The sequence below is a fragment of the Azospirillum formosense genome (assembly GCF_040500525.1).
In the GTDB taxonomy this organism is placed as follows: domain Bacteria; phylum Pseudomonadota; class Alphaproteobacteria; order Azospirillales; family Azospirillaceae; genus Azospirillum; species Azospirillum formosense_A.
Window position 1 is genome coordinate 593676 of record NZ_CP159404.1, and the last position, 22085, is coordinate 615760.

The following is a 22085-nucleotide window of genomic DNA, read 5'->3' on the forward strand; positions in this document are numbered from 1 at the left end:
ACGGCATCATCCGGCGGCGCAGCAACAGACAGGCTCCGGATCGGACTCGTCGTCGTTCGCGGCGACGCAGCCGTGCGCCGTGCCGAGCAGCCGGTGGAGATAATCGCTCCACAGCGATCCGCCGGCCGGGGCCGGCAGCGGGGAGGACGGCGTCGGCGATAAGTCCGGCGGAGGCGGTTCCGCGGTCCGGTCGAAGGTCATGGGCGTCTCCTCCATAATGCCGCCCGCCTTGCGGAGGGCGCCGGCGCTTGCTGCGCTCTGATGCGCGCCACGATAGCGGAAGTCGGTGCCCTGCACAGCCTGTTCGAAAGCCACCCCACCTCTGGCATAGAGGCCGTCATAGGGGATGCATCGGCGGGTATTGCCCATCGTCGGCACCGACAGCTATGCCGTGACGCCAAGCCCTCCCGCCTGTTGATGGGGCGCGAAGCTGCATCGACACGGACACCGATTGGGAGAGAGGCGCATCATGGCGAATCTTCAGAACATCCTCGGCACCCTTCTGGCCACCGGCATGGGAGGGCACAGCCGCCGGAGCGCAGCGGATCTGGGCTCGATCCTGAACCGGTCTGGAATGGGCGCCGGGCCGGCGATGCAGGCCCGCGGCGGCATGGGCGTCGGCCCCATGGCCGGGCTGGGCGCGCTGGCCTACCTCGCCTACCGCGCCTATCAGGAGCGGCAGCAGAACATGCCGTCATCGGGGGCGTCCTCGGGGCAGCCCTCCTCCGGACAGGCGCCGGCCCGCTCCGGACAGCCGGGCGCCAGCCCGTGGGGAGCCCCGCCCTCCGGGTCGGGCAACACGCCGGGGGGCATTCTGGGCGGCATCCTCGGCGGGTCCGGCGCGTCCGGCGGCGGATCGCTGGGCGAGCGGCTGTCCCAGGTGTTCCAGCAGCGCACCGCTCCCCCGCCCGACGCGGCCCCGGCGGGGGCGGGCGACGGCGCCTTCCCCGAACTCGCCATGGAGGACCAGCACGCCCTGCTGCTGATCCGCGCCATGATCGCCGCCGCCAACGCCGACGGCGAGATTTCCGCGACCGAGCGCCAGCGCGTCATGGCCGCCCTGGACGAGGCCGGCGGCGGCCCGGAAGAGCGGCAGATCGTGGAGCGGGAGCTGTCCCAGCCGCAATCGCTCGACTCGCTGGTCCGCTCCGTCACCGATCCGGACATGGCGGAGCAGGTCTATCTGGCCTCGCTGATGGCGGTGGACCGCGACCATGAGGCGGAGCGCGCCTATCTCGCCTATCTCGCCACCCGCCTGAAGATCGCCCCGCAACGGGCCGAGCAGCTCAACCAGGCGGCGTGACACCTCTCATCGCAAAGCCCCCTTCCGCCACCCGGCGGGAGGGGGCTTTCCATGACCACGGCCCGTCGACCGCACGCTCTTGACCTTGCGGCCACAATCGGCGCAGGGTCTTGAACCATCTCCGCCACCGGGACCACCACCATGCTGCTGGATGACGCCGTCGACCGCGTGCTCCGCGATCTTGAGAGCTACGGGCGCGACAACGACGCGCGCGAGGGCGACCGTGCCCGCAAGATGCTGAATCTGGAGCGTGAGACGGCGGAACTTCTGCACATCCTGGTGCGCAGCGGGCGGCGGCGCCGGGTGCTGGAGATCGGCACCTCCAACGGCGTCAGCACCCTGTGGCTCGCCGCGGCGCTGCAGGCCATCGGCGCCACGGAGCCGCTGACCAGCATCGAGCGCGATCCGGGCAAAAGCGCCCAGGCCGCCACCAACCTGGAGCGCGCCGGGCTGGCCAGCCGCGTCAACCTTCTGGTCGGCGACGCGACGGAGACGGTGGCGGGGCTGGAAGGCCCCTTCGACTGCGTGTTCTTCGACGCCGACCGCTGGAGCGCGCCGGAGCAGCTTCGCCTGCTGCTGCCGAAGCTGGAGCCGGATTGCCTGCTGCTGGCCGACAACGCCCTGTCGCACCCGCAGGAGATCGCCGGCTACATCGCGGCGGTGGAGGCCCTGCCCGGCTTCGGCTCCACCGTCTTCCCGGTGGGCAAGGGGCTGCACGTCGCCTGCCGCCCCTGACCCCACCACACTGACCCCACCACACGTCAGGCCGTTTCGCTCGCCAGCGCCTCCGCGGCCAGCCGGGTGACGGCGGGATAATCGGTCTTGCCGGTGCCGAGCAGGGGGATCGTCTCCACCCGCAGCACGTCGCGGGGAATGGCGATCTCCGGCGCGCCCTTGGCCTTGGCCGCCGCCGCCAGCGCGTCGCGGGTCAGGCCGTCGCCCGTGGTGACCAGCACGATCCGCTCGCCGCGCCGGGCGTCCGGCAGGGCGATGGCGGCGTGGGCGGCGTCGGGGTCGGCCTGGAGGGCCAGTTCCTCGACCAGCCCCAGCGGGACCATCTCGCCGGCCACCTTGGCGAAGCGCTTGACGCGACCGACGATGCGGATGAAGCCGTCGGCGTCGATGTCCACGATGTCGCCGGTGTCGTGCCAGCCGTCCTCCGTCGGTTCGACCACGCCGGGGGTGTCGGCGCGCATGTAGCCCTTCATCACGTTCGGCCCGCGCACCCGTAGCCGCCCACCCACCGGCACGCCGGGAACCGGCAGCAGCTCCGTCTCGATGCCCGGCAGGGCCTGCCCGACCGTGCCGGGGCGGAAGCGGGCCGGCGTGTTGACCGCGATCACCGGGGAGGTCTCGGTGGTGCCGTACCCCTCCAGCAGATGCACGCGCAGCCGTTCCGTGTAGGTGCGGCGCGTCTCCTCCTGCAAGCGCTCCGCCCCGGCGAAGACCAGCCGCAGCGAGCGGAAGTCGTAGGGGTCCGCCGCCCGCGCCCAGGCGTTCAGGAAGAAGTCCGTGCCGAACAGCACCGTGGCGTTGGTCTGGTAGACCAGCTCCGGGATCAGCCGGACGTGGCGCGGGTTGGGGTAGAGCACCGTCTTCACCCCGTTCAGGATCGGCAGCAGCATTCCGCCGAGCAGCCCGAAGGAATGGAAGACCGGCAGGCAGTTGAACACCACGTCCTGCCGCGTGAAGTCGACCACGGAGGCCACCTGCGCCATGTTGGCGAGCAGGTTGTCGTGGGTCAGCGCCACGCCCTTGGGCGGCCCCTCCGACCCCGAGGTGAAGAGGATCGCCGCCACGTCGTCCGGCCCACCCTGCGGGGGCAGGAAGCGCTCCGGCGCCACTGAGGCGGCCAGGGCGCGCAGCTTGTCGCCGACGCCCAACCCGCTCTTCACGTCCTCCAGATAGAGGATGTCGTGTTCCGCCGCGAGGGCTTCGACCAGCGGGCCGAGCCGTCCCATCTCCACGAAGCGGGCCGACGTGACGATGCGGCGCAGCCCGGCGGCGCGGCAGGCCGCCTTCACGGCCTCCGCCCCGGCGGTGAAGTTCAGCATCGCCGCCGGCCGCCCGTAGGCCGCCAGCCCGAAGAACACCGCCGCGGTCGGCGAGGCGGTCGGCAGCAGCACCCCCACCGCCTCCCCCGGCGCGGTGCCGCGCGCCAGGATGCGGCCGAGCACCAGGGAACGGGCGGTCAGGGCGCGGTAGGACAGCGTCGTGAAGTCGCCGTCCTGCACCGCCGCCTTGGCCCAGCCGGTCCTGCGTCCGGCCTCCAGCAGGGCGAGCGCCAGCGTGTCGGGCCGCTGCCCGGCGGCGAAGACGGTTTCCGTCATGACGCGCGACAGCCAGGACTTCAGCGCCGCCCGCCGCTTCTTGCCGGCCAACCCGGTCACGTCCGGGGTGGCGACCGGCGGCATGACCGTGATGGTGATGCGCGGGAACAGGCCCAGCCGCAGCCGCCCGTGCATGCGCGACAGGATGGAGCGCTGCGCCCCCTCGATGCAGACCGGCACGATGGGGCAGCCCGCCTTGTCGGCCAGCATGCCGGGGCCGCCGTTGATCTTCATCAGCGAGCCGGTGACGGTGATCCGCCCCTCCGGGAAGATGCAGATCTTGTGGCCTTCGGCCAGGGTGCGGGCGAGCAGGCGCGTGCCCATCGGCTTGGTCGGGTCGATGGTCACATGGTCGGCCAGCGCCAGGAAGGGCTTGGCCCAGGCCTGCTGCGCGATGAAGCTGTCCACCGCGAAGCGCATCCCCGGCAGAAAGGCGGCGAGCAGCGCGCCGTCCAGGAAGGACTGGTGGTTCGGCGTGACGACGGCCGCCCCCTCCAGCCGCTCCAGATGCTCCGCCCCGCGCAGCTCGACGCGGAAGGCCAGCCGGAAGAAGGCGCGGGCCAGCGCCCGTCCCATGCCCACCGCGTCGATGGCGAGCGCCAGCACGACGGCGGCCAGCATGCTCGCCCCGCCCCAGGCGGCGACGGTCAGCGGCGTGACGCCCAGCGCCAGCATGGCCGCCGCGATGCCGGAGCCGACCACCATGAACAGCGCGTTGACCACGTTGGCCGCCGCGATCACCCGGGCGCGGGCCGAGACCGCCGCGCGGTGCTGGATCAGCGCGTAGAGCGGCACGGCGAAGGCGCCGCCCGCCGCGGCGATCAGGAACAGGTCGGCCAGCAGCGGCATCGCCCAGGGCTGGGCCAGCAGGGCCAGAGCCGACAGCGGCTCCGCCGACGGCGCGTCGGGTGTCAGGAAGGGCAGCGCCGCCCCGGCCAGAGCCGCGACGAGGCCCGCCAGGGCGGCGCGGCGCGCGTCGGCGCGCGACGGCACCCGGTGACCCAGCCCGGCGTACACGGAGCCGACCGCCACGCCCACGGCGAAGACCGCCAGCAGCAGGGTCGCCCCCGCGCTGTCGGTGCCCAGCGTTTCCCGCGCGATGGCCGGGAACTGCGCCATGACGACGGCGCCGACGCCCCAGAAGACCGAAATGCCGTAGATCGCCAGCATCGACACGCGGTCCCGCGCGGTGGCGTGCAGAACGCGCAGGGTGACCGACACCGGGTTCAGCCCGACGCGCACCGTCCGGTCGGCGTTGCCCGCCCGTGGGATCAACAGCGACGCCGCCAGCCCGCCCAGCACCGTCGCCCCGAGCAGCCCCGGAAGAGCCAGCGGGTGGGCCAGGGCGAGCGAGCCGCCGGCGATGGTGCCCAGCAAAATCGCCACGAAGGTCCCGGCCTCCACCAGACCGTTGCCGGCGGTCAACTCTTCCGGCTTCAGCAGGTCGGGCAGCAGCCCGTACTTGACCGGCCCGAAGACGGTGGAATGGGCGCCCATGCCGACCAGCGCGACGATCAGCACGCCGAGGTCGGCGCGCAGGATGCCCCAGGCGGCGATCGCCATCAGGCCGATCTCCACCACCTTCACGGCGCGGGCGATCAGCGTGCGGTCGAACCGGTCCGCCAGCTGGCCGGCGGTCGCCGAGAACAGCAGGAAGGGCACGGTGAAGGCCGCGGCGGCGAGCGTCGAGATCAGCGCGCCGTCGCCCGCCGTCCCCGCCATGCCGTAGACGGCGAGCACCGCGATGGCGCCGCGCAGCACGTTGTCGCCGAAGGCGCCGAGGAACTGGGTGACGAACAGCGGCAGGAAGCGCCGCGTGGCGAGAAGGCCGAATCCGCTCATGCGTCAGGCTCCCTTTCCGGTGGACAGGCCGCGCAGCAGCGCGTCGGCGACCGTGTCGGCCAGCGTGCCGAGCGGGGCCGTCTGCCGTCCGTAAACGTGCGACTGGATGTTGAGGACGATGGCGCCGATGACGGTGTGAGCCAGGGCCTCGCGGTCGGCGTCGACGACGCTCCCCTCCGCGATGCCGTCGCCGACGATGGCGCAGACCACGTCCACCGGGGTCTCCAGCCCGTCGGGAACCAGCGGCAGAGCGTCATGCTGCGACAGCAGGAGGAAGCGCGCGCGGTCCGGCGCCGCCTCGACCAGCCCGAAGGCCCACGCGATGACGCGGCGCAGCCGCTGCGGCGCCGGACCGCTCCCCGCCGCCTCGCGCAGATCGTGCGACAGGGCGGTGTATTCGGCGGCGAACAGGGCGGCGGCAAGATCCTCCTTGCTCGCCCAATGGCGGTACAGCGCCCCCTCCGACACCCCCGCGGCGCGGGCGATGTCCTTGATGGTGGTCGCCTTCACCCCCTTCTGGGCGAACAGCGCGATGGCGGCGTCCCGGACCTTGTTGCGTGCGTCGCTGCGGGCATCTTTGGACATGGCGCTTCCGTTCGTGGCGTTCGTTATGAGTGAACGTTCACTCACATCCTGCACGGAACCGGGCCGCGCTGCAAGGGTGATGTGACGGCACCGCATCGCCGTGCGCTTTGCACCGCGGGTGCTTTTTTGGGCAAGATCGTTCGCACACACTCTTCAAACACAGGGAATCAGGGACATGGTGAGGACGATCGACGGGACGGAGGCGCTGACGGCCGACATGACCGCGTGGCGGCGCGACCTGCACGCCCACCCGGAAACGGCCTTCGAGGAGGAGCGGACCAGCGATTTCGTTGCGGAGAAGCTGGCCTCCTTCGGGCTGGAGGTTCATCGCGGCCTCGCCAAGACCGGCGTGGTCGGCGTGCTGCGCAACGGCGAGGGACCGGCGGTGGCCTTCCGCGCCGACATGGACGCCCTGCACATCCACGAGCAGACCAACCTGCCCCACGCCTCGCGCAACCCGGGGCGCATGCACGCCTGCGGCCACGACGGGCACACGGCGATGCTGCTGGGCGCGGCGCGCCATCTGTCGGCGCATCCGAACTTCCAGGGCACCATCGCCTTCGTCTTCCAGCCCGCGGAGGAGAACGAGGGCGGCGGGCGCGTGATGGTCGAGGACGGGCTGTTCGAGAAATTCCCCGTCGAGCAGGTCTACGGCATGCACAACTGGCCGGGACTGGAGGTCGGCAAGATCGCGCTGCGCCCCGGCCCGATCATGGCGGCCTACGACATCTTCGAGTTGACCCTGACCGGCAAGGGCACCCACGCCGGCATGCCCCATCTGGGCACCGACACGATCCTGGCCGGCACCCAGATCGTCAACGCCTGGCAGACCATCGCCAGCCGCAGCGTGCATCCCGTCGATTCCTCCGTGGTCAGCGTCACGCAGTTCCACGCGGGCGATACGTGGAATGTTCTTCCCGCCACCGCCGTCCTGCGTGGAACCGTCCGGACCTTCCGCAAGGAGGTGCAGGACATGGTGGAGCGGCGCATGAGCGAACTGGCCAAGGCCATCGCCGGCGGCTTCGGGATCGAGGCGGAGCTGCGCTACGAGCGCCGCTACCCCTCCACGGTGAACGAGGCCGGGGCGACCGAGCTGGCCCGCCGCGCCGCCGCCGGAGTCGTCGGCGAATCGGGGCTGGACCTGGACCCGATGCCCAGCATGGGCGCTGAGGATTTCGCCTTCATGCTGCAGCAGCGGCCGGGTTGCTACGTCTGGGTCGGCGCCGGCCCGTCGGACGGCGGGCGGAACCTGCACAGCCCGCATTACGACTTCAACGACGCGGTCCTGCCCATCGGCCTCAGCTATTGGGTGCGGCTGGCCGAGACCGTGCTTCCCCGCGCGGCATAACGGAGAGACTTGTACAAACCATTCCTATCCCCCCATGGTTTGCGTATAAAACAGGAAAATTACCGCGTCCTCTCTATGGTAATTGCCCGGGTATGCAATTTGTCCCATGATCGGGCCGATTTCACCCGACAGACGTGGGACAAGGCACGGTGAAGGCGATAGAGAAGAAGACCGGTGTTCCTGGAACCGGCGGCATCTGGCAGCGGCCCGACTCCCTGTGGGAGGCCACGGCCCCGCCGCCGCCGGCCCTTCCGACGCTGAAGGACGCGGTGGAGGCCGACCTGCTGGTGATCGGCGGCGGCTTCACCGGCCTGTCGGCGGCCCTGCACGCCGCCGAATCGGGCAAGCGCGCCGTCGTCCTGGAGGCGTCGGAGATCGGGCGCGGCGCGTCCGGGCGCAACAACGGGCAGGTCATCCCGACCCTGACGCGTCCCGACCCTGAGGACCTCGTCGCCAAGTTCGGGGTAGAGCGGGGCGAGCGCTTCGTCGCGCTGATCCGCGACAGCGCCGAGACCCTGTTCGCGCTGATTCGCCGTCTGGGCATCGATTGCGCGGCCGAGCAGACCGGCTGGGTGCAGCCGGTCCATTCGCCGGGCCGCATCGCCATCGCCGAACGGCGGGCGAAGCAGTGGGGCAGCCGGGGCGCTCCGGTGGAGTTGCTCGACCGCGCCGGCATTTCGGCCCTGCTGGGCACCGACGCCTATTACGGCGGCTGGATGAACCGCAGCGGCGGCCACATCAACCCGCTGGCGCTGGCGCGCGGGTTGGCCGGCAAGGCGGTGGAGGCCGGCGCGTCGGTCTTCATCAACTCCCCCGTTCTGTCGGTGGAGCGGCGCGGCGACCGCTGGGTCGCCCGCACGCCGGACGGCACGGTGTCCGCCCATGCCCTGGTGCTGGGCACCAACGGCTACGCCGCCGCGGTCTTCCCCGAAATCCGGACGGAGGTCGTGCCGGTCCTGTCCTGGCAGATGGCCACCCAGCCGCTGGACGAGGCGCAGCGGCGCAGCATCCTGCCGGGCCGTCAGGCCATGTCGGACACCCACGGCGACCTGCGCTTCATGCGCTACACCGCCGACCACCGGCTGGTCAGCGGCGGCGCGCTGCTGGTCCCCATCGACGGGGCCGACCGGCTGCGCCGCATCGTCGGCCTGCGGCTGGCCTCCATGTTCCCCACCCTGCGCGGCCTGCGCTTCGACCATGTGTGGAACGGGCGGATCGCCATGACCACCGACTACACCCCGCGGGTCCACCAGCTCGGCCCCAACGCCTTCACCTGGGCGGGCTGCAACGGGCGCGGCGTCGCCCTGTCCGTCTCGCTGGGGCGGGAGCTGGCCCACGCGGCGCTGGGCCGCGACCCGGCGGACCTGGCGCTGCCGCTGACCGAGCCGCGCCCCCTGCCCTTCAACGAGCTGCTGCAACGCATCGGCCCGTTCAAACTCCTGCAATACCGCTGGAACGACATCCGGGAAATCTGACGATGGCTGAAGACACCAAGGCGCCCGCCGCTGGCACCGCCCCCGACCACGCCACGCAGCTCCGCAACGCCTACGCGATGCGGGCCGCGTCCTACGCACACATGTTCGACGTGCTGCGCGAGCGCTACGGCACCGAGACGGCGCTGGACATCGGCCGCGAGGCGACCCGCCGCCTGGGCGAGGCGATGGGCGTGAAGTACGCGGCGCACGGCCCCGACGACCTCGCCGGCCTGTGCCACGCCTTCCTCGACGGCATCCCCAACCGCGATTCCATGTTCGCGCCGGAGATCAAGCGCTGCGACGGCGACGCGCTGGAAATTCATTTCCACCGCTGCCCCCTGAAGGAGGCGTGGCAGGCCCAGGGCCGGTCCGACGAGGATCTGGAGCTGCTCTGCAATATGGCCGGCGCCATCGACGGCGGCCTGTTCGAGGCGGCCGGATTCGTCTTCCGGGGCGAGACCTGGAAGCCCGGCGACGAGGGCTGTTGCCGCCTGAAGGTCCTGCCGGGCCCGAAGGCCGCCTGAGCCACCCTGCCGCCAAGCCCCACCGCAAGACGCTGCCCAACACCGGCCTCGAAGCCGGCCTTCGCAAGAAAGGTTCACCCACGATGACCGCCCTGAAGACCGCCTCCCTCGCCGCCCTGATGACCGGTGCGCTTGCCGGCACCGCCCTGGCCGCCGACACCGTGAAGATCGGCTACCAGCTGCCGCTGACCGGCGAGACCGCCCAGTACGGGCAGGACTTCCGCAAGGCCGCCGAGATCGCGCTGACCGAGTTCAACGCGTCCGGCAAGCCCTTCAAGGCCGAGATCGTCTTCGAGGACAGCCGCTCCGACGCCAAGGAGGGCACCAACATCGCCCGCAAGTTCGTGGACGACAAGACGATCGTCGGCGTGCTGGGCGACTTCACCTCGGGGGTGTCGATGGCCTCGGCGCAGGTCTACAAGGACGCCGGGATGCCGCAGCTCTCGCAGACGGCCTCGCACCCCGACTACACCAAGATCTCCAAGTACCAGTTCCGCAACATCGCCACCCAGGCGCAGGAAGGCCCCTACAACGCCAAGTGGATGCTGTCCAAGGGCTACAAGAACATCGCCGTCATCGCCGAGCAGACCGACTGGGGCCAGTCCGTCGTCTCCGGCTTCACCGACGGCGTGAAGGCCAACGGCGGCACGGTGGTCTTCTCGGAGTTCTTCAACCGCGGCCTGAAGGACTACCGCTCGCTGATCAGCAAGCTGGAGCGCGCGAAGCCCGACGCCATCTACACCGGCTTCTTCTACGAGGACGGCGCGCAGTTCCTGCGCCAGGTGCAGCAGCTCGGCATCAAGACGCCGGTCTATTCGACCTCGGCCGCCTACAGCCCGAAGCTGATCGAGCTGGCCGGCGAGGCGGCGGAGGGCGTGCACCTGACCTCCAACTTCCTGCCGACCGACCCGGCCCCGCACATCCAGCATTTCGTGACGGAGTGGAAGGCCGCCTCCAACGGCGCGGTCCCGGGCCAGTTCCCGGCCCAGGCCTATGACGCCGTGCGCATCATGCTGGCCGCGGTCGAGAAGGCCTACCCGAACCCGACCCGCGAGAAGGTGCGCGACGCCCTGGCCGAGACCAAGGACTTCCCCGGCGTCACCGGCAAGACCAGCTTCAGCGCCGACCGCGAGGCCGAGAAGGAGCTGGTGAAGGTCGAGGTCAAGGGCGGCGCCTTCGTGCCGGTCGCCGACTGACCGCGTCGCGCAGACCGATCCGGCAACGACCGACCCGATAAGACAACGATCTCCAGCGAACGGCCCGCATGATCGACCCTTACTACCTCCAGCAGCTCGCCATCGGGCTGTCGCTGGGGATGACCTACGCGCTGATGGCGATCGGCTTCACGCTGATCTTCGGCGTGCTGAACGTCGTCAACTTCGCCCATGGCGAGGTCTACACGCTGGGCGCCTTCGCCGGGCTGGTGCTGATTTCCGCGACGGCCCCGCCGATCTTCGCGGTGATCTTCATCGCCCTGGCGATCGGCGCCATGGCCGGATTCTCGCTGGAGCGGATCGCCTTCAAACCCTTCCGCCGCTTCACCGACGAGGCGTCGCTGAAGTCGCGGGCGATGCGCGAATCCACCCTGCTCTCCTCGCTCGCCGTGTCCATCGTGGTGCGCGAGGCGCTGGAGATCGTGTTCGGGTCGCAGATGCGCTCCGTCCCGTTCGAGTATCTCATCAACACGCCGGTGCGCATCGGGCCGGTGATCCTGGTGACCGGCGACTTCATCATTTTCGGCGTGGCCGCCGCGATGCTGATCGGTCTCCAGTATCTGCTGACCCGCACCCGCATCGGCCTGTCGATCCGGGCGGTGTCGAACAACCCGCTGGGCGCCAAGTATGTCGGCATCGACACCGACCGCACCATCATCATGACCTTCGTCGTCGGCTCGATGATGGGGGCGGCGGCCGGCATCCTGACCGGGCTCTATTACGGGGCGATCTTCCCCGCGATGGGCTTCGTGCCGGGCATCAAGGCCTTCGTCGCCATGGTGATGGGCGGGCTGTCCTCCATCCCGGGTGCTGTGATCTGCGCCCTGATCCTGGGCATCTCGGAGAGCATGGCGACGACCTTCGTGTCGTCGGGCTGGTCGGACATGGTCGCCTACGGCTTCCTGATCCTGACCCTGATCTTCTTCCCCAACGGACTGTTCGGAGCGCGCCGTGAACGTGTCTGACCTGTCGGCGCCGCCGCGCGGGCGGGGGTTGCTGATACCGCTCCTGCTCGCCCTGCTGGTCTTCGTGGGGCTGCCCGCCCTGCTGGCCGGCTTCGACCGCGGCTATTTCTACCAGATCGCCAATCTGGCGCTGATCTTCATCCTGCTGTCCGCCTCCATGCATCTGGTCACCGGGGTGGCCGGGCTGCTGCATCTCGGGCACGCCGCCTTCTACGGGGTCGGCGCCTACACCGCCGCCCTGCTGTCCACCAAGTTCGGGCTGGGCTTCACGGTGACGCTGCCGCTGTCCGGTCTGGTGGCGGCGCTGATCGCCTTCCTGGTGGCGCTGCCGACCATGCGGCTGGTCAGCATCTATTTCGCCGTGGCGACGCTGGCCATCGGGCAGATGCTCTATCTGGTCATGCTGAACTGGGTGGAGTTCACCAAGGGGCCCAACGGCATCATCGTCACCAAGGGCCTGGAGCTGTTCGGCGTCAGCCTGTCGGGCCGGCTCGCCACCTACTACACGGTGGCGACGGTGGTGGCGCTGTGCGTGCTGGCGATCGGGCGGCTCAGCCATTCCTATTACGGCAACGCGCTGCGCTCGATCCGCGAGGACGACCAGTGCGCCGACGCCATGGGAGTCAGCACGGCGCGGCTGAAGATGGAGGCCTTCACCCTGTCGGCCTTCTTCGCCGGGGTGGCGGGCAGCCTGTGGGCGCACATGACCGGCTACATCTCGCCGGGCGACTTCAAGTTCTCCGAATCCATCCTGATCCTGGCGATGGTGGTGGTCGGCGGCCTGGGCAGCCTGCCCGGCGCGGTGATCGGCGCGCTTCTGCTGATCCTGCTGCCGGAGGGGCTGCGCGCCTTCGGCGACTTCCGCAACATCATGGTCGGTCTGGTGATGTTCCTGTCGATCCTGCTGCTGCCCAAGGGCCTTCTGGGCGAGGTCTCCGCGCTCCAGCTCGCGCGGCGCCAACTGGGGGCGGCGTGGCGCAACACCGCGAAGGGCGAAGGGATCGGCTGGCGATGACCCATCTTCTCGACATCCGCAACGTCAGCCGCCGCTTCGGCGGCGTGCTGGCGGTCAACGACGTGACCGGCCATGTGGACGAGGGCGAGCTGGTCGGGCTGATCGGCCCGAACGGCGCCGGCAAGACCACTTTGTTCAACCTGATCTCCGGCTTCACGCCGCTGTCGTCGGGCACCGTCACCTTCGACGGCAAGACCATCAGCGGCCTGAAGACCAACCAAGTGGCCCGGCTGGGCATCAGCCGCACCTTCCAGAACCTGCGCGTCTTCCCGAACATGTCGGTCTTCGACAACGTGTCGGTTGGTGCGGTCGGCGCGCTGCCGCAGGGGGCGTTCGGCGCCCTGTTCGGCTCCCTCGCCGGGGGCGGCGCCCGCTCCGCCGAGATCAGCCGCCGCACCTGGGAGGCGCTGGAGGCCGTCGGCCTGACCCATGTGGCGGGCGAGCTGGCGGCCAACCTGCCCTACGGCCAGCGCAAATATCTGGAGATCGCCCGCGCGCTGGCGATGCAGCCGCGCTTCCTGATCCTCGACGAGCCCGCCGCTGGCCTGAACGACACCGAGACCCGCGCGCTGGCCGACTTCATCAAGCGGCTGCACGGCACCGGCCTGACCATCATGCTGGTGGAGCACGACATGACCCTGGTCATGAGCATCTGCCAGCGCATCCTGGTGCTCGCCTCCGGCCGCAAGATCGCCGACGGCCCACCCGACGCCATCCGCCGCGATCCGGCGGTGCTGGAAGCCTATCTGGGGGTGGACGCATGACCCAGCCGCACACCAACGGCCCGATCCTCGCGATCGAGAACCTGCACGTCACCATGGGTCCGCAGGAGATCCTGCACGGCATCGACCTGACCGTGGCGCAGGGCGCCATCGTCGCCGTGCTGGGCTCCAACGGCGTCGGCAAGACGACGCTGATGCGGGCGATCTCCGGCGTCTACCGGGCGAGCCGGGGCGGCATCGCCTTCCGCGGCGAGCCCATCGCCAACCTGCCCGCCCACCGCATCGTCAAGCTCGGCCTGTCGCAGGCGCCGGAGGGCCGCCAGATCTTCTCCAACATGAGCGTGCGGGAGAATCTGGTGCTCGGCGGCGGCGACGTCGGGCTGGGCGAACTCGACCGGATGCTCGACATGTTCCCGGTCCTGCGGGAGCGCCTGCGCCAGAACGCCGGGTCGCTGTCGGGCGGCGAGCAGCAGATGCTGTGCATCGCCCGCGCCCTGATGCGCCGCCCCGCCCTGCTTCTGCTCGACGAGCCGTCGCTGGGTCTGGCCCCGATGGTGGTCGCGCAGATCTTCGACCTGGTGCAGCGCATCCGGGCCGAGGGCGTGTCGATCCTGCTGGTCGAGCAGAACGCCCGCGCCGCCCTGCGGGTCGCCGACCACGCAGCGGTGATGGAGGACGGGCGGATCGTTCTGGCCGGTCCCGCCGCCAAGCTCCGCGACGATCCCCGCATCGCCGAAGCCTATCTCGGCGGCCACGCGCATTGAGGGAGACACCGATGACCGAACCGACCGACACGCCCGCGGCCAAGCCCGCGATGGGCATGCTGGAGCGCCGCGGGATCGAGGCGGCGATCCTGAAGCCGGTCTACGAGGAGATGGCCGCCCGGCTGGGCGAGGCGGTGGCGCAGGACATCCTGGGCGCCGCCATCACCCGCGCCGCGGTGGAGTCCGCCGCGGCCTTCGCCGCCACCGAGCCGAACGGGACCAGCCTGACGAGCTTCGCCGACCTGCAGCCGCTGTGGACCAAGGACGACGCGCTGCGGCTGGAGGTTCTGCACCAGGACGAGAGGCGGTTCGACTACAACGTCACCCGCTGCCGCTACGCCGAGATGTACCGGGAGATGGGTCTCGGCCACATCGGCCATCTGCTGTCCTGCAACCGCGACGCCGCCTTCTGCACGGGCTACGACCCGTCGATCAAGATGGAGCGGACGCAGACCATCATGCAGGGCGCCAGCCATTGCGACTTCCGCTACCGCGTGGACCAGCCGCAAGACTGACGAAGGACGAGCCCGAAACGACGACGGCCCGGCGTTCCCCACGCCGGGCCGTCGCTTTTTCAGGACGGGATGCTGCGGTCCGTCAGGCCGCCGCCGCCGTCACCGGCGGAAGGCCGCGGGTCATCTGCGTGAAAGCCTCCCGGAAGCGCGGCATGGCCACGTCGCTGTCGGCAAAGCGGACATGGACCGCCGCCTTGTCGATGGCCCGGACCTCAAAGGCGACGGACAGGCCGAAGCGGTCGAGCCGCAGGGTCCCGCGGTCGCCCACGCCGAGGCCGCCGATCCCGCTCAGCATGGCGCCGCCGTTCGACAGGTCGGTCAGCGTGCCGGACTGGTCGCGCCCATGCACCACGATGCCGCAAGCCTCGTTGACCCGGTAGCGCGGGCTGCGGCGCCGGTCGGCATCGCTGGTGGAGGTGCGGACGACGCGCACCAGCACGCGGCGCAGCTCGTCGATGCTGGTCGCCACCTCGTCCGAGCCGGCCCGGACACCGGACGCCTGGGACCCGGTCTGGTCGGCGTCGCTGGAGACGGCGGCGATGCGCACCGACACCTCCTGCGCGGCGTTGGAGGTCTCCACCACGTTGCGGCTGATTTCCTGGGTGGCGGCGGCCTGCTCCTCCATCGCGGCGGCGATGGCGCTGGAGATCTGGTCGATCTCGCCGATGGTGTCGCCGATCTCCGCCACCGCGCCCACGGCGGTGCTGGTCACCCCCTGGATCTCCGCGATCAGGCGGGTGATCTCCTCGGTCGAGCGGGCGGTCTGGTTGGCGAGGTTCTTCACCTCCTGCGCCACGACGGCGAAGCCCTTGCCGGCCTCCCCGGCGCGCGCCGCCTCGATGGTCGCGTTCAGCGCCAGCAGGTTGGTCTGGCTGGCGATGTCGGTGATCAGCTTGACCACCTCGTCGATGCGGCCGACCGCTTCGGACAGCGACTGGATGGTGCCCTGGGTGCGCTGGCCGTTCTCCACGGCGCGGCGGGTGACCGCGCTGGAATGGGCGATCTGCGCGGAGATCTCGCGGATCGAGGCCGCCAGTTCCTCCGTCGCCGCCGCCACGGTCTGGGCGTTGGCCAGCGCCTCCTCCGCCGCCGCGGCGACGTTCTGGGCGTTGATGCTGACCCGCTCGGCGGAGGTCGCCATGGCGTCGGCGTCCTGGGCCATGCCGCCGGTGCGCAGGGCGACCTGCTCGACCGCATGGCTGGCCTCGCGCTCCACCGTCTCGGCCATGGCCTGAAGGGCGGAAATGCGCTCCTCCTCGGCTTGGCGCTGGCGCTCCGCGCGCTCCTGGATGGAGTAGCTCAGCTTCGCCTTCACGGCGCGGATCTGCGACCGGATGCGAGCGAACTCCGCCACGCCGGAGCTGGGAACGTTGGTCATCAGGTCGCCGCGGGCGATGGCGTCGAGATGGGTTTCGACGAGCCCGAGCGGACGGCGGACCGTGCCCAGCACGCTGAGCGTGCCGACGCCGGCCACCAGCAGGCCGAACAGCATCAGCCCCGCGAAGATTTCGATGCTGTCGCTGCCGGTGAGGCTCAGCCAGCCGAGGACCATGACCGTCAGCAACAGAAGGCCGGTGGTCGCCAGGATGCGGCCGGCGATGCTGGACGCCAGATCGCCCAGCCAGACGCCGAAGCCGCGGCGGACGATCTGGCCGTCCAGCAGGCCATACCGCTGGCCGCGCCCGGCGCGGATCTCGGCGTAGACGCGCTCCGCCTCCGCCACCGCCTCGCGGCTCGGCTTGGTGCGGATCGAGATGTACTCCGTCACCACGCCCTTCTCGGTGATCGGGGTGACGTTCGCCCTGACCCAGTAATGATCGCCGCTCTTCGACCGGTTCTTGACCAGCCCCTCCCACGGCCTGCCGTCCTTGATGGTCTCCCACAGGTTGGCGAAGGCCGCCGGGGGCATGTCCGGATGGCGCACAAGATTGTGTGGCGCGCCAAGCAATTCCTTTTCTGAGAAACCGCTAATATCAACGAATGCTTTATTGACGAACGTGATCTTGCCGCGGGTGTCGGTCCGCGACACAAGCAGCATGTCGTCGGTCATTTCGATTTCGCGGTTCGTAACCGGTCCATTGTCGCGCATAAGCCAGCACCCCGTCGCGGAGAACACGCACAAACACTACTTAAGTGCTACTTCTACTGTATTAATGGGCGAAAAACATCACCATATTGTCGCACCGTCGCGACCATCGTCGCGACTGGTTGAAACGCGGTCCACCGGCTAGACCGCTGCAAATGCTGGGAAATCCTCGAATTTATCTTGCATTTTAAGCGTATTCGCGGCGCTGCCGCCCCTATTGTGGATTCTACGGAGTCCGCTCCGGCCGGGGGGAGAAAAGCGGCGGCCCGGTCATGCGAACCTCCGGGTTGCCGCCCGACGCCCGGAACGGCACCATCCTCCATGCGCACCGTTGGAACGGGCACACCTTCAAACCGCGACAGGACCATCACGATGACCGACACCGCCAAGCCCGTCCGCCTACTCGGTCTTTCCGGCAGCATCCGCCGCCATTCCCACTGCACCGCGGTGCTGGGCACGCTCGCCGACGCGCTGGGCGAAAAGGCGGGCGGCAAGGCGGAGATGACGCTGTTCCCGCTGAACGACATCCCGCCCTACGATCCCGACCTGGACGCGGAGAACACCCCCGCCCCGGCCACCGCCCTGCGCGACGCCATCGCCGCGGCCGATGGGTTGGTCATCATCTCCCCCGAATACAACTACGGCATGTCGGGCGTGCTGAAGAACGCGCTGGACTGGGCGTCGCGCCCGGCCATGAAGTCGCCGGTGCGGGGCAAGCCGATCCTCATCATGACCGCCTCCCCGGCCTTCACCGGCGGCGTGCGCGCCCAGCACGAGATGCGCGAGACGCTGTCCGGCATGATGGGACGGGTCATCGCCCGCCCGCAGGTGGTCATCGGCATGGTTCACGAGAAGATCAGGGATGGCCGGCTGACCGACCAGGCCGCGCTCGACTTCGCGCTGGCCGCCGTCGACGATCTGCTGGCGGAAGTCGCCCTGCTGCGCGGGGCCAAGGGCGCCTGACCCTTCGCGACGGAGGGCCGGACGCGCGGGGCAGCCGCGCAAAGACCGATGGGGCTGGCCGGGGCGTGCCGATATTAGTATATCAGCACGCTTCTTCCACGGTTCCCTGTGTCGATCATGCCCCTGACCCTCCATCTCCTGCCGCTCGCCGCCACCGTCGCCCTCCTTGTGTCGCGGCGTGTCAGCATGCTGACCGCCGGGACCGCGGGCATGGCGCTGGCCGCCGGGGTGCTCATGGCGGCCCTGGTGGTGGCCCAGCCGAGCGGCGCCACCCTTCCGGATTGGCTGGCCCAGCTACCGGGCCTGCTTCCCGCCGTGGCGCTGAAGGCCGGAGAGGGAGCGTGGCTGGCGTGGCACGCGATGTCGATCATCGCGGCGGGCCTGCTGTTCCACCGCGCCTTCGAGGCCCGCGCCGTCAAGGCCGAGACCCGGAGCGAGGCGAAGACCCCGGCCGAGCGGCGCCGCGCCGTCTTCGTCGCCTGCCTGCTCGCCGGTCCCTTCGCCGAGTCGGTGACGGGGTTCGGCGTCGGGCTGGTGGTGGCGCTCGCCATGCTGCGCCCGCTCAACCTGCCGCCGGCCCACGCCGCGGCGCTGGGCCTGTTCAGCCAGATGCTCGCCCCCTGGGGCGCGCTGGGCGTCGGCACGCGGGTCGGGGCGGAGCTGATCGGCGTGTCCTTCACCGAGCTGGGGACGGCCAGCGCGGCTCTGATGGTGGTCGTGCTGCCCAGCCTGCTGCTGGTGTTCTGGCGGCTGATCCATGGCGCCGGCCTGACCTCCAGCCCGATCGACCGGGCCAGGGACCTCGCCCTGATGCTGGCGCTGGCCGGGCTGCTCTGGCTGACCAACCGCTTCGTGGCGCCGGAGCTGGGCGGCGGGCTGGCGACGGCGGTGCTTCTGGTGGCGGTGGAGGCGCGGCGGCTGCCGCGCGATGCCGCCGGGCTGTCGCGGCTGCTGGCCCTGCTGTGGCCCTATGTGGTCCTGGTCGGCGGGCTGATGGCGACCCGGCTGGTGCCGCCGCTGTCCGACTGGACCGCCAGTTGGCTGGTCCTCGACCCCTTCGGCGGGCTGGCCCCGATGCCCCTGCTGCGCCACCCGTCGACGTGGCTGGTCGCCATCGCCCTGGTCATGCTGGCGGGCCTGCCGCGCGGGCGCGCCCTGCCCGTGGCGGTCCCCGCCCTGCGCGCCGCTCTGGTGCCGATGGCGGCGACGCTGGTCTTCGTGGAGCTGGCGGCCTTCATGGCCGCCGCCGGCGGGGCGGCGGCCTTCGGGCAGGCGTGGCAGGCGGTGGCGGGCTCCGCCGCCGTGCTGGCGGTGCCGGTGCTGGGGGCGGCGACGGGCATGCTGACCGGCTCCAACACCGCATCGAACGCCTTGATGATGCACATCCAGGTCAATCTGGCGTCGGGCAGCGGCCTGCCGCTGATCGCCGCCGCGGCGATCCAGGTGGTGGCCGGCAGCGTCTGCACGCTGCTGACTCCGGGCCGGATCGTTCTGGCCTCCAGCCTGCTGGGGCTGAGCAAGGCGGAGTCCGCGATCTACCGGCTGGCGCTGCCCATCGGCGTCGCCTCGACCGCATCGCTGCTCGCCGTCGTCGTCGCCTGGGTCTGGCTGGTGTAGGGGTCAGTCCTGGGGTTCCGGCTCCGTCGCGCGGTCGGGAAACAGCTCCTCCACCCGCACGCCCGATTCACGGCAGATGCGGGCCAGCCGGTCGGAGGACAGGACGTCGGTGACGAAGGTGTGGACCTGCGAGATGTGGCCGATGCGCACCGGGGCGGTGCGCTCCAGCTTGCTCCGGTCGGCGACCAGGATGACGTGGCGGGCGTTCGCCATGATCGCCTGCGACACCCGCACCTCGCGGTAGTCGAAGTCGAGCAGCGCCCCGCTCTCGTCGATGGCCGAGGCGCCGATCACCGCGAAGTCGGCCATGAACTGGTTGAAGAAGTCGATGGCGGCCTCGCCGACGATGCCGCCGTCCGACCGCCGCACCACACCGCCGGCCACGATCACCTCGATGTGCGGCTCGGGGCGCAGCAGGTTGGCGACGTTGATGTTGTTGGTGATGACCACCAGCCCGCTCCGCCCCTGGAGGGCGCGGGCCACCTCCTCCGTCGTCGTGCCGATGTTGATGAAGAGGGAGGAGCTGTCGGGCACCAGCTCCGCCGCGCGGCGGCCGATGGCGCGCTTCTCGTCCTGGGCGATCAGCCGCCGCGCCTCGTAGCCGAGATTCTCCACGCCCGACCCGGCGACGGCGCCGCCGTGGACCCGCTGGAGCAGCCGGCGGTCGCACAGCTCGTTCAGGTCCTTGCGGATGGTCTGCGGCGTGACGTTGAAGCGGGCGGCCAGATCGTCGACCAGCACGCGCCCCTGCGTGCGGGCGAGCGCCAGGATGTCGGTCTGCCGGGGGGTCATGATGTCCATGGCGGCATTCAAGCGGACCGCCGCTTCACCGGCAAGTTCATTCGAAAGCAGGACGGCGCGAATCACCCTGCGCTCAGAGCCTCTGCCCATCGGACCCGAAGAGATGCGCGGTTTCGCCCCGCAGGTTCAAGCGCAAGCGCTCGCCCGCCGCCACCGGCCGGTCACCGTCGAGGCGGACCAGGAGCCGTTGCCCGTCCTCCAGCGCGGCGTGGCAATGGGTCTCGCCGCCCAGCCGCTCCACGGCCAGGATGGTGGCGAGCAGCCCGGTTCCGCCGTCGGCCAGACCGACATGCTCCGGCCGCACGCCGAGCGTCAGGGGCGTCCCCGCCGCCGGCGCGGCGTCGCGCCCGGCGCCATCCACGGCGCCATCCACCGCGATGTCCAGCGGGACCCCGCCGGGCAACCACACCCGCACCGACCCGTCCGCCCGCCCCTCCGAGACCACATCCAGGAAGTTCATCGCCGGCGAGCCGATGAATCCGGCGACGAAGCGGTTGCGCGGGCGGTGGTACAGCTCCAGCGGCGTGCCGGCCTGCTCCACCCGCCCGGCGTTCAGCACGACGATCCGGTCGGCCAGCGTCATCGCCTCCACCTGATCGTGGGTCACGTAGATCATGGTGGCGCGCAGGTTGGCCTTCAGCTTGGCGATCTCCAGGCGCATCTGGACGCGCAGGCCGGCGTCGAGGTTGGACAGCGGCTCGTCGAACAGGAAGACCTGCGGCTCGCGCACGATGGCCCGCCCGATGGCGACCCGCTGGCGCTGCCCGCCGGACAGGTCGCGCGGCTTGCGGTCGAGCAGGTCCTCGATCTGAAGAAGTCGCGCGGCGGCGCGCACCCGCTCCGCGATGGTCCCCTTGTCGGTCCGCGACAGGGTCAGGCCGAAGGCCATGTTGTCGTAGGCCGTCATGTGCGGGTAGAGCGCGTAGGACTGGAAGACCATGGCGATGCCGCGCGCCGCCGGCGGCCGGTCGTTCACCCGCTGCCCGCCGATGGACAGGTCCCCGGCGCTCGGCTCCTCCAGCCCGGCGATCAGGCGCAGCAGGGTGGACTTGCCGCAGCCGGACGGGCCGACGAAGGCGACGAACTCGCCGTCCGCGACCTCCAGATCGACGCCGTGGATGACCTCGATCCGCCCGAAGCTCTTGCGCACCCCGCGCAGCGTGACGCCCGCCATCGCCCTACCCCTTCACAGCGCCGGCGGTCAGGCCGGAGACGATCCGCCGCTGGAACAGCAGCACCAGCCCGATCAGCGGCACCGTCACCACCACCGACGCCGCCATGATCTGGCCCCAGGGCAGCTCGTACTGGCTGGCCCCCGACATCAGCGCGATCGCCACCGGCACGGTGCGCGCGTCGTCGGTCAGGGTGAAGGTCAGGGCGAACAGAAACTCGTTCCAGGCGGCGATGAAGGCGAGCAGCCCGGTCGCCGCCAGCGCCGGCCCCATCAGCGGCAGGAAGACCCGCGTCACGATCACGAAGGGACCGGCGCCGTCAACCATGGCGGCCTCCTCCAGCTCCTTCGGCAGCTCGCGCATGAAGGTGGTCAGCACCCAGACGGTGAAGGGCAGCGTGAAGATCAGGTAGGACAGCACCAGCGAGCCGATCCGGTTGTAGAGGCCGAGCCAGCGCACCAGCTCGAACAGGCCCGACAGGACGGCGACCTGCGGGAACATCGACACGCCCAGCACCACGAACAGCAGAAGCCCCCGCCCGCGGAAGCGCACCCGCCCCAGCGCGTAGGCGGCCAGCACCGCCAGCCCCAGCGACAGCGCCACCACCGCCGAGGCGGCCAGCAGGGAGTTCAGGATGTTCCGCCCGAAGGGCTGCTCCTTGAAGATCGCCCCGTAGTTGGCCAGCGACGGCTGCGACGGCCAGGCCTCCACCGTGAAAAGCGCGCTGCCCGCCTTCAGCGAGGTGACGATGGCCCAGGCGAAGGGGAACACCGCCCAGACGACGATTCCCAGAACCAGCAGGGCGAAGGCAACGCGTCCGATCATGCGTCTCAAGCCCATTCCT

At 70.5% G+C, this 22085-nt stretch carries 20 protein-coding genes; 13 read left to right on the forward strand and 7 right to left on the reverse strand.

Annotated features, from left to right (window positions below; genetic code table 11):
- Positions 1-6: 6 nt before the first annotated feature.
- Complete coding sequence (locus tag ABVN73_RS23350) at positions 7-201, reverse strand: hypothetical protein (protein WP_353860980.1); 195 nt, start codon at positions 199-201, stop codon at positions 7-9.
- Positions 202-469: 268 nt separating this feature from the next.
- On the opposite strand from ABVN73_RS23350, the gene ABVN73_RS23355 reads away from it, so the two are divergent.
- A complete protein-coding gene (locus ABVN73_RS23355) occupies positions 470-1303 on the forward strand; it encodes a tellurite resistance TerB family protein (protein WP_353860981.1) in 834 nt (277 codons plus the stop codon).
- Between the two features lie 141 nt (positions 1304-1444).
- Positions 1445-2038 carry a class I SAM-dependent methyltransferase gene (locus ABVN73_RS23360; protein ID WP_353860982.1) on the forward strand — a complete coding sequence of 198 codons (594 nt, stop codon included), beginning with the start codon at positions 1445-1447 and terminating at the stop codon, positions 2036-2038.
- Positions 2039-2064: 26 nt separating this feature from the next.
- On the opposite strand, the gene ABVN73_RS23365 is transcribed toward ABVN73_RS23360, so the two are convergent.
- Both ABVN73_RS23365 and ABVN73_RS23370 read right to left on the reverse strand, forming a co-directional pair.
- Positions 2065-5475, reverse strand: a complete 3411-nt coding sequence (locus ABVN73_RS23365) for an acyl-[ACP]--phospholipid O-acyltransferase (protein WP_353860983.1) — start codon at positions 5473-5475, stop codon at positions 2065-2067.
- Positions 5476-5478: 3 nt separating this feature from the next.
- Entirely contained in the window at positions 5479-6060 is a 582-nt protein-coding gene (locus ABVN73_RS23370) for a TetR/AcrR family transcriptional regulator (protein WP_353860984.1), read from the reverse strand.
- 175 nt (positions 6061-6235) lie between these two features.
- Here ABVN73_RS23370 and ABVN73_RS23375 point away from each other — a divergent pair, with 175 nt between their 5' ends.
- The 9 genes from ABVN73_RS23375 (at position 6236) to ABVN73_RS23415 (ending at position 14602) form a co-directional block, all read left to right on the forward strand.
- Positions 6236-7408, forward strand: a complete 1173-nt coding sequence (locus tag ABVN73_RS23375; protein WP_353860985.1) for a M20 aminoacylase family protein — start codon at positions 6236-6238, stop codon at positions 7406-7408.
- 149 nt (positions 7409-7557) lie between these two features.
- A complete protein-coding gene (locus ABVN73_RS23380) occupies positions 7558-8883 on the forward strand; it encodes an FAD-binding oxidoreductase (protein ID WP_353860986.1) in 1326 nt (441 codons plus the stop codon).
- 2 nt (positions 8884-8885) lie between these two features.
- A complete protein-coding gene (locus tag ABVN73_RS23385; protein ID WP_353860987.1) occupies positions 8886-9407 on the forward strand; it encodes an L-2-amino-thiazoline-4-carboxylic acid hydrolase in 522 nt (173 codons plus the stop codon).
- A gap of 83 nt (positions 9408-9490) precedes the next feature.
- Positions 9491-10603 (forward strand): ABC transporter substrate-binding protein, encoded by a 1113-nt coding sequence (locus ABVN73_RS23390; protein ID WP_353860988.1) that lies wholly within the window; start codon positions 9491-9493, stop codon positions 10601-10603.
- A 68-nt stretch (positions 10604-10671) separates the two neighbouring features.
- Positions 10672-11586: a branched-chain amino acid ABC transporter permease gene (locus ABVN73_RS23395; RefSeq protein WP_040136279.1), complete on the forward strand. Its 915-nt coding sequence runs from the start codon at positions 10672-10674 to the stop codon at positions 11584-11586.
- Positions 11573-12601, forward strand: coding sequence for a branched-chain amino acid ABC transporter permease (locus tag ABVN73_RS23400; RefSeq protein WP_353860989.1), 1029 nt, complete (start codon positions 11573-11575; stop codon positions 12599-12601). The genes ABVN73_RS23395 and ABVN73_RS23400 overlap by 14 nt, the downstream gene beginning before the upstream one ends.
- Entirely contained in the window at positions 12598-13365 is a 768-nt protein-coding gene (locus ABVN73_RS23405) for an ABC transporter ATP-binding protein (protein ID WP_353860990.1), read from the forward strand. Before ABVN73_RS23400 ends, ABVN73_RS23405 begins: the two co-directional genes overlap by 4 nt.
- Positions 13362-14087 (forward strand): ABC transporter ATP-binding protein, encoded by a 726-nt coding sequence (locus ABVN73_RS23410; RefSeq protein ID WP_353860991.1) that lies wholly within the window; start codon positions 13362-13364, stop codon positions 14085-14087. Before ABVN73_RS23405 ends, ABVN73_RS23410 begins: the two co-directional genes overlap by 4 nt.
- Before the next feature lie 11 nt (positions 14088-14098).
- Positions 14099-14602: an L-2-amino-thiazoline-4-carboxylic acid hydrolase gene (locus tag ABVN73_RS23415; RefSeq protein WP_353860992.1), complete on the forward strand. Its 504-nt coding sequence runs from the start codon at positions 14099-14101 to the stop codon at positions 14600-14602.
- Between the two features lie 82 nt (positions 14603-14684).
- Here ABVN73_RS23415 and ABVN73_RS23420 read toward each other — a convergent pair whose 3' ends face one another.
- Entirely contained in the window at positions 14685-16691 is a 2007-nt protein-coding gene (locus ABVN73_RS23420) for a methyl-accepting chemotaxis protein (RefSeq protein WP_353860993.1), read from the reverse strand.
- A 369-nt stretch (positions 16692-17060) separates the two neighbouring features.
- On the opposite strand from ABVN73_RS23420, the gene ABVN73_RS23425 reads away from it, so the two are divergent.
- Together ABVN73_RS23425 and ABVN73_RS23430 are read left to right on the forward strand one after the other, a co-directional pair.
- Positions 17061-17651, forward strand: coding sequence for an NADPH-dependent FMN reductase (locus ABVN73_RS23425; RefSeq protein ID WP_353860994.1), 591 nt, complete (start codon positions 17061-17063; stop codon positions 17649-17651).
- A 117-nt stretch (positions 17652-17768) separates the two neighbouring features.
- On the forward strand, positions 17769-19268 hold the full coding sequence (locus ABVN73_RS23430; protein ID WP_353860995.1) for an L-lactate permease: 1500 nt from the start codon (positions 17769-17771) through the stop codon (positions 19266-19268).
- A 3-nt stretch (positions 19269-19271) separates the two neighbouring features.
- Here ABVN73_RS23430 and ABVN73_RS23435 read toward each other — a convergent pair whose 3' ends face one another.
- The 3 genes from ABVN73_RS23435 to ABVN73_RS23445 form a co-directional block, all read right to left on the reverse strand.
- The gene (locus tag ABVN73_RS23435; protein WP_353860996.1) at positions 19272-20069 is read right to left on the reverse strand and encodes a DeoR/GlpR family DNA-binding transcription regulator; all 798 of its coding nucleotides are present in this window, start codon (positions 20067-20069) and stop codon (positions 19272-19274) included.
- Between the two features lie 73 nt (positions 20070-20142).
- Positions 20143-21243, reverse strand: coding sequence for a sn-glycerol-3-phosphate ABC transporter ATP-binding protein UgpC (ugpC, locus tag ABVN73_RS23440; protein WP_353860997.1), 1101 nt, complete (start codon positions 21241-21243; stop codon positions 20143-20145).
- Positions 21244-21247: 4 nt separating this feature from the next.
- Positions 21248-22081, reverse strand: a complete 834-nt coding sequence (locus ABVN73_RS23445; RefSeq protein ID WP_353860998.1) for a carbohydrate ABC transporter permease — start codon at positions 22079-22081, stop codon at positions 21248-21250.
- Between the last annotated feature and the right edge of the window lie 4 nt (positions 22082-22085).